Raw genomic sequence first — 13,625 nt, 5'->3', positions numbered from 1 at the left:
TTACTGCCGGGTTTGGCCTGTATACCTCATTCCCGGCGCCTGCTTTTTAAGCCAGGATCTAATGCGGTTCTGCAATTGCTGCGTACCACTGCCGATTAATAAAGTACTGCCCGCCAAGCCATCCTGACGATAGGCTACCATCCCGTTACGCCGGGCAAAATCGAGACGCGACTCCAGCGATTCATCCAAATCCTCTCGGGTAGAATCGTATACATCCAATACCTTGCGCTCCAAAAAGCCCGGTGCTGCTTCTTTTAGTTCAACCAATAAATTCTGATCAAACTCTGCATCCACCCAGACAAATCCTTGCAGACTTTGCGCATAATCCGGATAGGCAATCAGGAAACGCACCATTTCCTCTGCTCCCTGGCCAACCCCCAGCATTACCCGGTTTTGAAGCCCAAACCCCTGCAGTTGACTGAGGCCCAGGTTAATCCGTTCGATATTCCCAATGCCCGGCGGCGGTGCTTTCGTCTCACTGACGCCGCCATCCTGAGCATTGATATCAATTTCTTCTGAGCTCGTCGCCCCCTCTGCAATCAGCTCTTCCTCCAACTGCTCTGTTGCTTCATTGGTGGCTTCAAGCTCAGCATCGGTCAGTTCCGGCTCGCCAGTGGGCTCTACATCACTTTCAGGCAAGGCGCCTTCCTCTGCCTGCTCAGTCGCATTTTCTTTCGCTCCCTTATCAGGAAACGGGAACGCAGCATCGGTACGCGTGAGCAATACCCGTTTCGGGATTTCGCGCTCATCCTGATATGACAGAGCCAATGACAGAGTGTGCCAGCCGGCATCGGGCAGAGAGTGCCGCAGCGAACCCACGACACCGGGCCAGTCTGGATGTTGATCAATGTCGTGAAGCATCAGTATCGCCCCTTCGGCTGCCGCTTTGTTAGCCGGCAGGTAAAGCGCCATGACGGCTGCGACATCTCCCTGCCGGCCATTGAGCCAAAGCACTTGCTTGGCATCGATGGATTGCGCCAGCTGTAATAACCGGGATTTTTCTGTGTTGACGGTGGCTCGCTCTGTGGCTTTTGGGGCCATAGAAGGCTTGTCCGCCTCCGGCTCCGGTTCAGTTTCTGCCGCCCACAGCAGTGACGAGAAGCACAGGGAGAGAAGCAGCGCCCATATACCTTTCCAGGCGATGGATTTTCGAGCTATACATTTCCGAGCTATACCTTGAAGCCCTGCATGAGCATTAGAGGTTTTTGGGGGTTCTCTCATCATCTGCCAGTGTTTCTTCATAATGGATTTCATATTTCTCAGAAAAAATAATCCCTACATCAGACTTTTGACATCCAGGCACAACTAACCTGCTGACCCTGAAACTTTCAGCTTGCCACACATTAGATCAGACAGCGCCTGTCAGACTTTCACGGTTATCAGCTTCATTCACTGATAACGACCGGAAACGATCCAATCTTTCCCCTATTCACCATAACAGTATAGGACCGCAGGGCCTAGCACGTTACAATAGCCGACTTTGCGGCCGGGGCATGTTGATCTGATCGCTGCCCTTGAGCCTGAAATATACACCTGACCCGGAGACGCTATACCATGGCTGCCCCAATGATTGCCCCTTCCATCCTGTCCGCAGACTTCGCCCGCCTGGGAGAAGAAGTTGAGAACGTGCTGAAAGCCGGCGCGGATATCGTACACTTTGATGTTATGGACAATCACTATGTACCCAATCTGACAATCGGCCCCATGGTCTGCAAAGCACTACGTGATCACGGCATCAAAGCCCCCATCGATGTTCACTTGATGGTCAAACCGGTGGATGCCATGATCGAATCGTTTATCGAAGCCGGAGCAACCTATATCACCTTCCACCCAGAAGCTTCTGAGCATATAGACCGCTCCCTGCAAATGATCAAATCTGCAGGTTGTAAAGCAGGCCTGGTGTTCAACCCGGCAACTCCCCTGCATTATATGGACTATGTTATGGACAAACTGGACATGGTTCTGCTGATGAGCGTGAACCCGGGATTCGGCGGTCAGGCGTTCATTCCCGGGACTCTGCAGAAGCTGCGAGAGGCACGCGCCAAAATAGACAGCAGCGGCCTGCCAATCCGTCTGGAAATCGATGGCGGTGTTAAAGTGGACAATATTCGGGAAATCGCCGCAGCCGGTGCCGATACATTCGTGGCAGGTTCCGCCATTTTCAACACCGATGACTATGCCGCCACGATTGCTCAGATGCGTAGCCAGATCGCCCTGGCAGACAGCCTGTAAGTATGTCAGTTCAGGTAAACCATCCATTACTGACTCGTATCAAAGAGCGCCAGTTCCAACTGGCGCTCTTTGACCTGGACGGCACACTCGTGGACTCCGTCCCGGATCTGGCCGATGCAATCGATCATAGCCTTGTCGATATGGGACTTCCGGCTGCCGGCGAGGCGAAAGTACGTTTGTGGGTAGGAAACGGCGCGCCCATGCTGGTTAAACGCTCACTGGCTCATGCTCTCTCCCTCAGCTCAACGGAGACTGTTCCAGACACCACTTATCACAAAGCCTATCTAAGCTTTCTCGATTACTACCAGGGACATTTCGCCAACAGAAGCGCTCTGTACAAAGGGACTCGCAACCTTTTGGAGCATTGGCACCAGCAGGGCATCGCCATTGGATTGATCACCAATAAACCCGGGCAGTTCACCGGCCCACTTTGTCGCGAGCTGGGAATATCGGACTTTTTTTCCATCATGCTGTCCGGGGATACTCTCCCTGTCAAAAAACCTGACCCGGAACCACTACTGCATGCCTGCCGGGAACTCGGCGTCGCAACGACCGACACCATTATGATTGGAGACTCGGTTCATGACCTGAATGCTGCAAGAGCAGCGGATATTCCTGCGGTCTGCGTCAGCTACGGATACAATCATGGCGAGAACATTTGTGAAGCAGGACCGGACTTGCTGGTTGATTCATTGACAGAGCTTTTGTAAGCTACTGGCTTGATTGATGTAACAGAGCATAACTGTGAACACAACAACACTTCATATCCTCATCCAACCTGCATCAGGTGCCTCCTTTCGATGGCGCTAGGCGCCGTACATTCTTCTTTTGCCCCGACGATCACCAGTACGTCATCGTCACTGTTCAATTTATCGTTTCAAGCTTAGCGACCGGCATCGAGATTCCCGGCATAAGCAATTGGTTCGGACAATTGGCCTGCGCCTTCATACACCATGAACCGAAGTCAAACTTCATGGCATAAAATACAATCAGCATGGATGTCAGGCCGCTGATACAGGTTTAAGAATATGACTCCTGAGCAACTTGCCCAATTCAGGCAACAAGGATACAACCGGGTTCCCGTGGTCCGTGAGGTCATGGCCGACCTGGATACTCCTCTGTCAACATATCTGAAACTCGCAAACCAACCCTACAGCTACCTGTTGGAATCCGTACAGGGCGGCGAAAAGTGGGGACGCTACTCCATTATCGGCCTGCCCTGTCAGCAAGTACTGAAAGTCAGCGGACACCAGGTTTCCATCACAAACTCCGGCACTGAAGTCGAGTCGTATGAGACGGAAGATCCATTGGGCTTTATTGAGGAATTCCAGCAGCGGTTCAAAGTCCCGGATCTGGAAGACCTGCCACGATTTAACGGCGGCCTGGTCGGCTACTTTGGCTATGACACCATCCGTTATATCGAGCCCAAGCTCGCCGCTAGCGTGCCACCGGATGAAATCAACACACCGGATATCCTGCTGATGGTGTCAGATGAAGTTGTGGTTTTCGATAATCTGAGCGGTCGCCTGATCCTGATCTACCATGTGGACCCGGCCGATGAGCAAGGTCTAACGAAAGCGGAGCAGCGTCTGGATGATCTGGAAAAAAGACTCCGACAACCGCTGCCTGAGCACAACCTACATGTTGAGCATGAACAGCAGGCAGAAGAAGACGATTTCCAATCCCGCTTTGCTCGACCTGACTTTGAAGCAGCAGTAGACCGGATCAAGGAGTACGTGCTGGCTGGTGATGTCATGCAAACGGTCGTATCACAACGCATGTCCACCCCCTTCACCTCTCCTCCCATTAATCTCTATCGTTCCCTCCGCTGTCTGAATCCTTCTCCCTACATGTATTACCTGCATCTGGATGACTTCCATGTGGTCGGTTCATCACCGGAGATTCTGGCTCGCCTGGAAGATGGCGAAGTCACCGTCCGACCAATCGCAGGAACCCGTAAACGGGGGCGCAACGAAACTGAAGACCAGGCACTCGAAGCCGAGTTGCTGGCGGATCCGAAAGAGCTGGCAGAACATCTGATGTTGATCGATCTGGGCAGAAATGACGTCGGCCGCATCAGCGAGATCGGCTCAGTCACCCTGACTGACAAAATGATCATCGAACGCTACTCGCACGTTATGCATATCGTCTCAAACGTGACCGGAAAACTAAAAGAGGGCTTATCTGCGATCGATGTGCTTAAGGCTACTTTACCTGCAGGCACTTTAAGTGGAGCCCCTAAAATTCGAGCAATGGAAATCATCGATGAGCTTGAGCCGGTCAAGCGTGGCGTTTACGGCGGCGCAGTGGGATATTTATCATGGAACGGCAATATGGATACAGCAATCGCGATTCGCACGGCTGTTATCAAAGATCAGGTTCTTTATCTCCAGGCGGGTGCTGGCGTCGTCGCCGATTCTGTTCCCCGGTTGGAGTGGAAAGAGACCCTCAATAAAGGGCGCGCGGTATTTCGCGCAGTGGCAATGGCACAAAAAGGTCTATAACCGAATTCGAGAGGGTTGATCCAATGTTGGTCATGATCGATAACTACGATTCTTTTACCTATAACGTCGTCCAGTATCTTGGAGAGCTGGGTGCCGATGTCCGAGTTTTTCGCAACGATGAAATATCGGTGCAGGACATTGTTAAAATGAATCCCGAAAAAATTGTGATATCACCAGGTCCCTGTACTCCGAACGAGGCCGGGATCAGCATCGACACCATTAAACAATTTGCCGGGAAAGTCCCTTTGCTGGGAATTTGCCTGGGACACCAAAGTATCGGCCAGGCCTTCGGTGGTGAGGTCGTTCGGGCCGGCAAAGTAATGCACGGCAAGACTTCCATGGTTCACCACAATAATATCGGGGTTTTTAGTGGACTCAGCAATCCTTTTGAAGCCACCCGATACCACTCACTGGTGATACGGCCAGACACTCTGCCTGACTGTCTGGAAGTGACAGCCTGGACCGAGAATGAAGATGGATCGATGGAAGAAATCATGGGCGTACGCCATAAAGAACTGGATATCGAAGGGGTTCAATTTCATCCTGAATCCATTCTGACCCAGCATGGTCATGATTTACTGGCAAACTTTCTGAAACGCTGACGACCCGGAAAACGGCAGTCATTTTCATTTAAGACCTCAGTAAAAGAACAAGCAGGATAGAGTTATGGATATTAAAGCAGCAATCGCCCGGGTCATTGATCATCAGGACCTGAGCACAGAAGAAATGCAGAATGTCATGCAACAGATCATGACAGGAGAAGCCACACCGGCACAGATTGGTGGTTTCCTGGTAGGTCTGCGTATGAAAAGCGAATCAATCGACGAAATTACCGGCGCCGCTATGGTGATGCGCCAGCTTGCCAGCGGTGTTGAAATTGAAGACCCGCATTTGGTAGATACCTGTGGTACCGGCGGAGATGGTGCCAATCTTTTCAACGTCAGCACCGCCAGTGCGTTTGTCGTTGCCGCTGCCGGCGGGAAAGTGGCCAAGCATGGCAATCGCAGCGTTAGCAGCAGCACTGGAAGCGCCGATGTTCTGGAGGCCGCAGGAGTCAATCTGAACCTGACACCAGAACAGGTCGCTCGGGCTATAAAAGAGATCGGCGTGGGTTTTCTGTTCGCGCCCGCACATCATAGCGCGATGAAACACGCCATCGGCCCACGTAAGGAAATGGCAGTGCGGACCATTTTCAACATGTTAGGCCCCATGACCAACCCGGCCAATGTGAAAAAGCAGGTGATCGGGGTATTCAACAAGGCACTCTGCCGACCAATGGCTGAAGTGTTGAAACGACTTGGCAGCACTCACGTACTGGTGGTCCATGCTGACGATGGCCTGGATGAAATCAGCCTAGCGGCACCCACCCACGTTGCCGAACTGAAAAATGGCGAAGTGACTGAATACCAGATAACTCCGGAAGAGGCTGGCGTTGAAAGCAAAAGCCTGATTGGACTCACCGTCACCAGCGCTGACGAAAGCCTGAAACTGATCAAAGGGGCTTTGGGTAAAGACAATGATGAAATGAGCCAAAAGGCCCGGGATATTATTGCACTGAACGCAGGCGCGGCGATTTACGCCGCCGATCTGGCATCGTCTCTGAAAGAAGGCGTCACCATGGCACAGGATGCCATAGGATCTGGAATGGCACTGGCGAAGCTTTCAGAACTGGCCAGTTTCACTGCCTACTTTAAAGAAGACTGAAGCGTCAGCAGGACATAAGAACCTATGAATGAGACACCGACGATCCTTAAGAAAATTGTCGAGCGAAAGAAAGAGGAAGTGGCTGAACGTAAGTCACGCCAATCACTTGCCGACATCAAGGAAAAACTCACAGCGGCATCACCGGTACGAGGTTTTGTCCGCGCTATCCAGTCCCGACTGGATACTGGCCAGCCTGCAGTGATCGCTGAGATCAAAAAAGCCTCTCCCAGCAAAGGCGTTATCAGAGAAAACTTTGCTCCCGGGGATATTGCCAGGAGTTACTCTACCGGTGGAGCGGCCTGTCTTTCGGTATTGACTGATATCGATTTCTTCCAGGGCGCGGACAGCTATCTGGTTGAGGCACGCAATGCCTGCAAACTCCCTGTCATACGCAAAGACTTTATTGTTGATGAGTACCAGGTATTCGAATCCCGTTTGATCGGAGCAGACTGCATTCTGCTGATCGCCGCCTGTTTAACACAGGAAGAAATGCAGCGGTTCTGTCATCAAGCCCGGGAGATTGGTCTGGATGTGCTGGTGGAAGTTCACAATGAAACGGAGCTACATCAGGCATTGACTCTCGACACGCCATTGTTGGGCATCAATAACCGGGACCTCCATACTTTCGAAGTCAGTCTGGACACCACGATCAACCTACTGGCGCAGATACCAGAAGACAAAATCATTGTCACAGAGAGTGGTATCCACACAAGTGAAGATGTAAAACTGATGCAAAGCCATCAGGTCAACACCTTTCTGGTTGGTGAATCCTTTATGCGGGCAGACGATCCCGGCCTGAAATTAAGGGAACTGTTCTTTGACTGACCCCGTCAGCGGGTGCAATGACAGACAATGTCATGTGCCCGCTTCCTGAGCGACCTCCTGATAGGGCCTGATTTCCTCCAGTAACCACTCATAGAATGCAGTGAGCGCGGCATTCCCCCGAGACCGCTTGGGCATCACAAAGTAATAACGTTGCTTCAGCTTAACGCTGATATCAAACAACCTTACCAGCCCTCCGTCAGCCAACTCATCAGCCACCAGAACTCTTCTTACCAACGCCACTCCACGTCCACCCAATGCCATTCGAATCACCTGGCTGGAATCACTGATCATCAGTTTTCTTTTCACTGGCACCTCTTTCTGTCCGGTTGCCGACACCCATGCCGGCCAGTTCTGTGGCGACCTGGCATTATCATGAATCAGTAGATGCTGACTGAGATCCGACAACTGCGGAGACGCAGGAAATTCGTCTCTCAACGAAGGACTGCAGACCAGAAACAACTCATCATCACACAGAGGCTTTGCAATCAGATCCGGATAGTCACCCAGCCCCAGCCGAATACCGGCGTCAATACCACCGTCACTAAAATCGGCCAGCGTATCCGACATGGTCAGGCGCACTTCGATTTCCGGGTGGCACTCCGTGAATTTGTACAATCGGGGTATTAACCATGCACCGCCAAATGAGGGCAATACTGTCAGAGTAATCTGATTGCAACATCGGGAAGTGATCGCTACCCCTTCTTCAATGTGGGAGAAGCCTTTGCGTAAATGGGAAACAAAGCGACGACAGATTTCAGTGGGAATAATCTGCTTGCCTTGTCTTTCAAACAACGGCCCGAATTCCTCCTCCAGCAATTTAACCTGCTGGCTGACAGCAGATTGACTCACATGCAGATAGTCTGCTGCCGCAGAAAAGCTTCCTTTGCGAACCACAACATCGAGAACCCAGAAAGCTTTCAGTAAATGGGGCCATCGCTCACTCATAAGTTTTTCTAATACCTAAAAAAGAAAATAACGTTATTTTGCTTTTTTCCTTTCTGGCTAAATAAAAGCCATAGAGAGGAGAGATATTATGAAAGCACGTACAACACCACGATTCAATATTCAATTAGATGACAGAGCACCTTTACCTCGGCTCTTATTAGAAAAAATAAAACAACTATTGCACTGGACCAGCCGTCGATGGGCAGTTTCCAGGGAACGCAGGCAACTGGCGACACTTTCTCCCTATATGCTGAAAGACCTGGGGTTGAGCGAAAGTGATCGAATCAGGGAAGCAGGAAAACATTTCTGGGAGTAATGACCAGAGTCTGTTGGCGATTCACATGACACCATCTAGCACCTGAAAACAGATCAGCGGCGCGAGTAGTGTTGCTTGGTTGCTCACAACACGCTGAGAAACAAAGAAAATAGAAGCGGATTCATATCGGCTCGTGCTTTTTACTCCTTCGTTTGCTGACAACAAACGGGAGTATCTCGCATGGGCCATTCTTTATGGCAGAACTTACACGATGACGACCACCTTCATAGGAAGTGGTGATAGGTTGAAAACAAAAAACCGGACACTAGGCCCGGTTTATATGTGATATGAAAAGTATCTCGATCAGAGCAGCAACTTACGGATATCGCCCAGCAGCTCACCCAGTAAAGTTGTGAACTTAGCGGCATCAGCACCGTTGATAGCTCTATGATCGTAGGACAGACTCAACGGCAACATCAGACGGGGAACAAAGCCCTTACCGTCGTATACCGGCTTCATCGAGGCTTTTGATATACCCAGAATGGCAACTTCCGGAGTGTTCACAATGGGAGTGAACGCGGTGCCACCAATACTTCCCAGGCTGGAGATCGTGAAGCAACCGCCCTGCATTTCGTTAGGCTTAAGCTTCTTGTCTTTCGCCTTGGCCGCCAGCTCAGCACACTCACGAGCCAGCTCCCAGATCCCTTTCTTGTTAACATCTCGGATAACCGGAACCAACAGACCAGCGGGGGTATCTACTGCCACACCGATATTGATGAAGTGCTTTTGAATCACTTCTTTCTTTTCCATGTCCAGAGAAACATTGAACTGAGGATAAGCTTCCAATGCGTAAGCACAGGCTTTCAACATAAAAGGAAGCGGAGTCAAACGCACTCCTTTCTTTTCCGCCAGGGCTTTCTGGTCTTTACGGAAAGATTCCAGATCAGTGATATCAGCATCATCAAACTGGGTAACATGTGGCACCGTCAACCAGTTACGGGACATGTTGTCCGCAGTCAACTGGTGAATCCGGGACATCGGCAGGCGATCAATCTTACCGAACTGTGAAAAGTCGGGCAGTTTGACCGCAGGCAGTCCAGGACCGGAGCCCGCTGCAACCGCACCGCCGCCAGCTTTCAGCTGTTGCATGCCGGCTTTAACGAATGACTGCACGTCTTCCTTCAGGATACGACCTTTGGGACCGGAACCTTTAACGAGGGAAAGATCGACGCCAAATTCGCGGGCAAGCTTTCTCACCGAAGGTCCTGCATGAACCTTACCGCCTGTCACAGAAACATCAGGAGTCGATGGCTGAGCAGGTGGTGCGGCTGGCGCAGGCGTTGCTGGAGCAGGCTTACTTTCAGATGCGGCAGCTGGCGCAGGTGCGGGCTTGGCCGCTCCACCTTCTGCCTCTACCTCAGCAATGGCAGTTCCTTCACTCACCTTTTCCCCAACGTTGACCAGAATCTTCTTCACAACACCGGCTACTGGGGATGGAACTTCCATGGTGGCTTTATCGGATTCAAGCACCAGTATCGATTCATCGACACCAATGCGATCACCTGGAGCCACGGTCACTTCTATGATCGTTACACCGTCGAAGCCACCGATATCCGGAACTGTGACGGTTTGCAGACCACCAGATTTCGGAGCTGCAGCCTCTTGCGCCGCTTCCTTCACGGGAGCAGCTTCCTGAGATGGCGCACTTTCTGCCTGGGCTGGAGCTTCGCCAGTACCACCACCGGCAACCAGCAATTCAGCGATAGGTGTTCCCTCACTGACCTTGCCATTGGCCTCCACCAGCAGCTTTTGGATTTTACCGGCCTTAGGTGCAGGAATTTCCATGGTGGCTTTATCCGTTTCCAATACCAGGATCGGATCCTCTGCAGCCACTTCATCCCCTTCCTTCACACTGACTTCAATGATAGTGACATCTTCAAAGCCACCAAGATCAGGAACGGTGACGGTCTCCACACTGGTACCGCCTGAAGCTGGTGCAGACTCGGCAGGTGCCGCTTCTGGTTCAGCTGCAGCAGGTGCTTCTTCTTTTGCAGGTTCAGCAGTTTTATCAGAACCATCATTTCCAGAATCACCATCGCCACTCAGCAACAGGATCACATCACCTTCATTGACCTTGTCACCTACAGAAACTTTCAATTCAGCGATCTTACCGGCATGAGTCGCAGGGATATCCATAGATGCCTTGTCTGATTCCAGCACCAGCAATGGATCATCAACCGCGATATCGTCACCGGCCTTTACATAAACTTCAATAACCTCGACATCGGTCGCACCGCCGATGTCAGGAACTTTGACTTCGATATTACTCACGTCAGTCTCCTTCTATCAGCTGTTGATGGGGTTAGGTTTGTTAGGATCAATACCGTATTTCTTGATCGCATCAGACACTACAGAGCGCTCGATCTTGTCTTCACGCGCCAGACAGTCAAGTGCGGCAACCACCACATAATACCTGTCGACTTCGAAGTGATGACGTAGCTTCTCGCGAGTATCACTGCGGCCGAAACCATCCGTACCCAGAACATGAACCGTTTGCTGAGGAATGAATTGACGGACCTGATCGGCGAACAGACGCATATAGTCCGTGGACGCTACCACAGGACCTTCACGATCCTTCAGCATCGACTTCACAAAACTCTCACGGCGCGGCTCTTCAGGATGCAGCATATTCCAGCGGCGTACGTGATGGCCGTCGCGAGCCAGCTCGGTAAAGCTGGTAACAGACCAGACATCGCTATCAATGTTGTAATCCTTCTTCAACAGCTCAGCAGCTTCCAGGACTTCACGGAAGATTGTCCCGCTGCCCAGCAACTGAACTTTGGCATCAAATTTCTTACTACCTTTCTTACCGCCTTTCTTTTCACCTTCCTGGAACAGGTACATTCCCTTGATGATGCCCTCTTCCGCACCTTCCGGCATTTCCGGATGCACGTAGTTTTCGTTCATCAGAGTGATGTAGTAATACACACTTTCGTTCTCGGCATACATGCGGCGCATGCCTTCACGAACAATCACTGCCACTTCATAACCGAATACCGGATCGTAAGAAATACAGTTCGGAATCGTGGCAGAAAGAATGTGGCTGTGGCCATCCTGGTGCTGCAGACCTTCACCGTTCAGTGTTGTACGACCTGCGGTACCACCCAGCAGGAAACCTCGGGCACGCATGTCACCGGCCGCCCAGGCCAGATCGCCAACCCGCTGGAATCCAAACATCGAATAGTAGATGTAGAACGGAATCAACGGATGATTGTTGGTGCTGTAGGACGTTGCTGCGGCAATCCAGGCAGACATGGCACCAGCTTCGTTAATCCCTTCTTCCAGGATCTGGCCGGTTTTGTCTTCACGGTAGTACATGATCTGATTGCGATCGTTCGGGACATACTTCTGACCTTCAGAGGTGTAAATCCCCAACTGACGGAACATGCCTTCCATACCAAAAGTACGTGCTTCATCAGGAACTATCGGAACAATACGCTTACCGATCTGCTTGTCTTTGGTCAACGTGTTCAGGACACGCACGAACGCCATGGTCGAGGAGATTTCACGATCACCGCTTCCTTTCAATACAGCGTCAAAGGCTGACAATTCAGGAATCGGCAGAGGTTGTGTATCCGGCTGGCGTTTCGGCAGATAACCACCCAGGCTTTCCCGGCGCTTTTTCATGTAAAGCATTTCCGGGGAATCCGGTGACGGACGATAGTATGGCAGATTCTCAATTTCGTCATCGGATACGGGTACACCAAAACGGTCACGGAATTTCTTCACCGTTTCAATATCCAGCTTTTTCAACTGGTGCGTGGTGTTCTGGGCTTCGCCCTGTTCACCGAAGCCGTAACCTTTAACGGTATGCGCCAGGATAACCGTTGGCTGACCTTTATGATTCACCGCAGCATGGTAAGCGGCATAAACTTTGTATGGGTCATGACCACCGCGGTTAAGCTTGTAGATGTCTTCATCAGACATGTTCTCTACCAGCTTCAATGCCTCAGGATCCTTGCCGAAGAAGTTTTCCCGGGTATAGCCGCCACCGTTGGATTTGAAGTTCTGCATTTCACCATCAACGGCAAGGTCCATCTGACGCTGCAGAGAGCCATTGGTGTCTTTTTCCAGCAGTGGATCCCACAAACGTCCCCATACCACTTTAAGAACGTTCCAACCGGCACCGCGGAATATGCCTTCCAGCTCTTGAATAATCTTGCCGTTACCACGAACAGGGCCATCCAGACGCTGAAGGTTACAGTTGATTACGAAGATCAGGTTGTCCAGACGCTCACGTCCGGCCAGACCGATAGCCCCCAGAGTTTCCGGCTCATCACACTCGCCGTCACCTACGTAGCACCAGACCTTCCGACCCTCTGTCTTGGTCATTTCCCGGTTGTCCAGGTACTTCATGACGTGAGCCTGGTAGATAGCCTGTATCGGTCCAAGCCCCATGGATACCGTTGGGAACTGCCAGTAACCCGGCATCAGCCAGGGATGCGGATAAGAAGACAGACCGTTACCGTCGACTTCACGGCGATAATTATCCATCTGCTCTTCGGTAATGCGCCCTTCCAGGTAAGAACGGGCATAAACACCTGGGGAGGTATGCCCCTGCCAATAGATCAGGTCACCCTGACGCTTGTCATCTCCCGCGTGGAAGAAATAGTTGAAACCAACATCATATAGCGTGGCGATGGAAGAAAAGGAGGATAAGTGCCCACCCAGATCACCAGGACGCTTGTTGGCACGCAGTACCATGACCAGCGCATTCCAGCGTACTAATGACCGGATACGACGCTCCATAAACAAATCTCCCGGCATACGGGCTTCTTTGGAGGCTGGTATCGTATTACGGTAGGGAGTGGTGATTGAGTATGGCAGCTGCGTCCCGTCCCTAGTTGCCCGCTCAGCAAGCCGAGTCAGCAGATAGGTCGCACGCTCGATGCCCTCGTTTTCAAGAACAGACTCGATGGACTCGAGCCATTCCTGGGTTTCGATAGGATCGGCATCTTGATGCATAGAGGTTACTCCTTTTAGAGCTAGAGTTTGTAATTGTGTTACAGGCGAACGAGCCCCTCGTGAGTGCTCGCCAACCGAAAACCTTTCCGGAGTCCCCAGCGGAGTTGCAGACCAACTCCTTGAAAAAGTGACCG

General features: G+C 51.5%; 11 protein-coding genes. 7 read left to right on the top strand and 4 right to left on the bottom strand.

Features of this window, described 5'->3' with window-relative positions; all coding sequences use genetic code 11:
• Positions 1 to 1,224: a DUF3530 family protein gene (locus tag F566_RS35495; protein ID WP_157496803.1), complete on the bottom strand. Its 1,224-nt coding sequence runs from the start codon at positions 1,222 to 1,224 to the stop codon at positions 1 to 3.
• Between the two features lie 330 nt (positions 1,225 to 1,554).
• Between F566_RS35495 and rpe the strand changes: the two genes are divergently transcribed.
• From rpe to trpC, 6 genes are all read left to right on the top strand, one after another.
• On the top strand, positions 1,555 to 2,232 hold the full coding sequence (rpe, locus tag F566_RS0114715) for a ribulose-phosphate 3-epimerase (protein ID WP_020407766.1): 678 nt from the start codon (positions 1,555 to 1,557) through the stop codon (positions 2,230 to 2,232).
• 2 nt (positions 2,233 to 2,234) lie between these two features.
• Positions 2,235 to 2,942, top strand: coding sequence for a phosphoglycolate phosphatase (locus tag F566_RS0114710; RefSeq protein WP_020407765.1), 708 nt, complete (start codon positions 2,235 to 2,237; stop codon positions 2,940 to 2,942).
• A gap of 318 nt (positions 2,943 to 3,260) precedes the next feature.
• Complete coding sequence (trpE, locus tag F566_RS0114705) at positions 3,261 to 4,736, top strand: anthranilate synthase component I (protein ID WP_020407764.1); 1,476 nt, start codon at positions 3,261 to 3,263, stop codon at positions 4,734 to 4,736.
• Between the two features lie 23 nt (positions 4,737 to 4,759).
• A complete protein-coding gene (locus tag F566_RS0114700; protein WP_020407763.1) occupies positions 4,760 to 5,338 on the top strand; it encodes an anthranilate synthase component II in 579 nt (192 codons plus the stop codon).
• Between the two features lie 64 nt (positions 5,339 to 5,402).
• Positions 5,403 to 6,440, top strand: coding sequence for an anthranilate phosphoribosyltransferase (gene trpD, locus F566_RS0114695; RefSeq protein ID WP_020407762.1), 1,038 nt, complete (start codon positions 5,403 to 5,405; stop codon positions 6,438 to 6,440).
• Positions 6,441 to 6,464: 24 nt separating this feature from the next.
• Positions 6,465 to 7,265, top strand: coding sequence for an indole-3-glycerol phosphate synthase TrpC (trpC, locus tag F566_RS0114690; RefSeq protein WP_020407761.1), 801 nt, complete (start codon positions 6,465 to 6,467; stop codon positions 7,263 to 7,265).
• 30 nt (positions 7,266 to 7,295) lie between these two features.
• Here the strand turns inward: trpC and F566_RS0114685 are convergent, their stop codons facing one another.
• Positions 7,296 to 8,210 (bottom strand): LysR substrate-binding domain-containing protein, encoded by a 915-nt coding sequence (locus tag F566_RS0114685; RefSeq protein WP_020407760.1) that lies wholly within the window; start codon positions 8,208 to 8,210, stop codon positions 7,296 to 7,298.
• Positions 8,211 to 8,298: 88 nt separating this feature from the next.
• Here F566_RS0114685 and F566_RS32990 point away from each other — a divergent pair, with 88 nt between their 5' ends.
• A complete protein-coding gene (locus F566_RS32990) occupies positions 8,299 to 8,526 on the top strand; it encodes a DUF1127 domain-containing protein (RefSeq protein WP_020407759.1) in 228 nt (75 codons plus the stop codon).
• Positions 8,527 to 8,829: 303 nt separating this feature from the next.
• Here the strand turns inward: F566_RS32990 and aceF are convergent, their stop codons facing one another.
• Positions 8,830 to 10,797 (bottom strand): pyruvate dehydrogenase complex dihydrolipoyllysine-residue acetyltransferase, encoded by a 1,968-nt coding sequence (gene aceF, locus F566_RS0114675; protein WP_020407758.1) that lies wholly within the window; start codon positions 10,795 to 10,797, stop codon positions 8,830 to 8,832.
• A 15-nt stretch (positions 10,798 to 10,812) separates the two neighbouring features.
• Positions 10,813 to 13,491 (bottom strand): pyruvate dehydrogenase (acetyl-transferring), homodimeric type, encoded by a 2,679-nt coding sequence (aceE, locus tag F566_RS0114670; protein WP_020407757.1) that lies wholly within the window; start codon positions 13,489 to 13,491, stop codon positions 10,813 to 10,815.
• Positions 13,492 to 13,625 lie beyond the last annotated feature (134 nt).

The organism is Hahella ganghwensis DSM 17046, from assembly GCF_000376785.1.
Taxonomy (GTDB): domain Bacteria; phylum Pseudomonadota; class Gammaproteobacteria; order Pseudomonadales; family Oleiphilaceae; genus Hahella; species Hahella ganghwensis.
This window is presented reverse-complemented; position numbering and strand designations above follow the sequence as displayed.

Coding starts and splice junctions, on each gene's coding strand:
- F566_RS35495 (WP_157496803.1), bottom strand. CDS start 1,224: ATGATGAGAGAACCCCCAAAAACCTCTAATGCTCATGCAGGGCTTCAA.
- rpe (WP_020407766.1), top strand. CDS start 1,555: ATGGCTGCCCCAATGATTGCCCCTTCCATCCTGTCCGCAGACTTCGCC.
- F566_RS0114710 (WP_020407765.1), top strand. CDS start 2,235: ATGTCAGTTCAGGTAAACCATCCATTACTGACTCGTATCAAAGAGCGC.
- trpE (WP_020407764.1), top strand. CDS start 3,261: ATGACTCCTGAGCAACTTGCCCAATTCAGGCAACAAGGATACAACCGG.
- F566_RS0114700 (WP_020407763.1), top strand. CDS start 4,760: ATGTTGGTCATGATCGATAACTACGATTCTTTTACCTATAACGTCGTC.
- trpD (WP_020407762.1), top strand. CDS start 5,403: ATGGATATTAAAGCAGCAATCGCCCGGGTCATTGATCATCAGGACCTG.
- trpC (WP_020407761.1), top strand. CDS start 6,465: ATGAATGAGACACCGACGATCCTTAAGAAAATTGTCGAGCGAAAGAAA.
- F566_RS0114685 (WP_020407760.1), bottom strand. CDS start 8,210: ATGAGTGAGCGATGGCCCCATTTACTGAAAGCTTTCTGGGTTCTCGAT.
- F566_RS32990 (WP_020407759.1), top strand. CDS start 8,299: ATGAAAGCACGTACAACACCACGATTCAATATTCAATTAGATGACAGA.
- aceE (WP_020407757.1), bottom strand. CDS start 13,491: ATGCATCAAGATGCCGATCCTATCGAAACCCAGGAATGGCTCGAGTCC.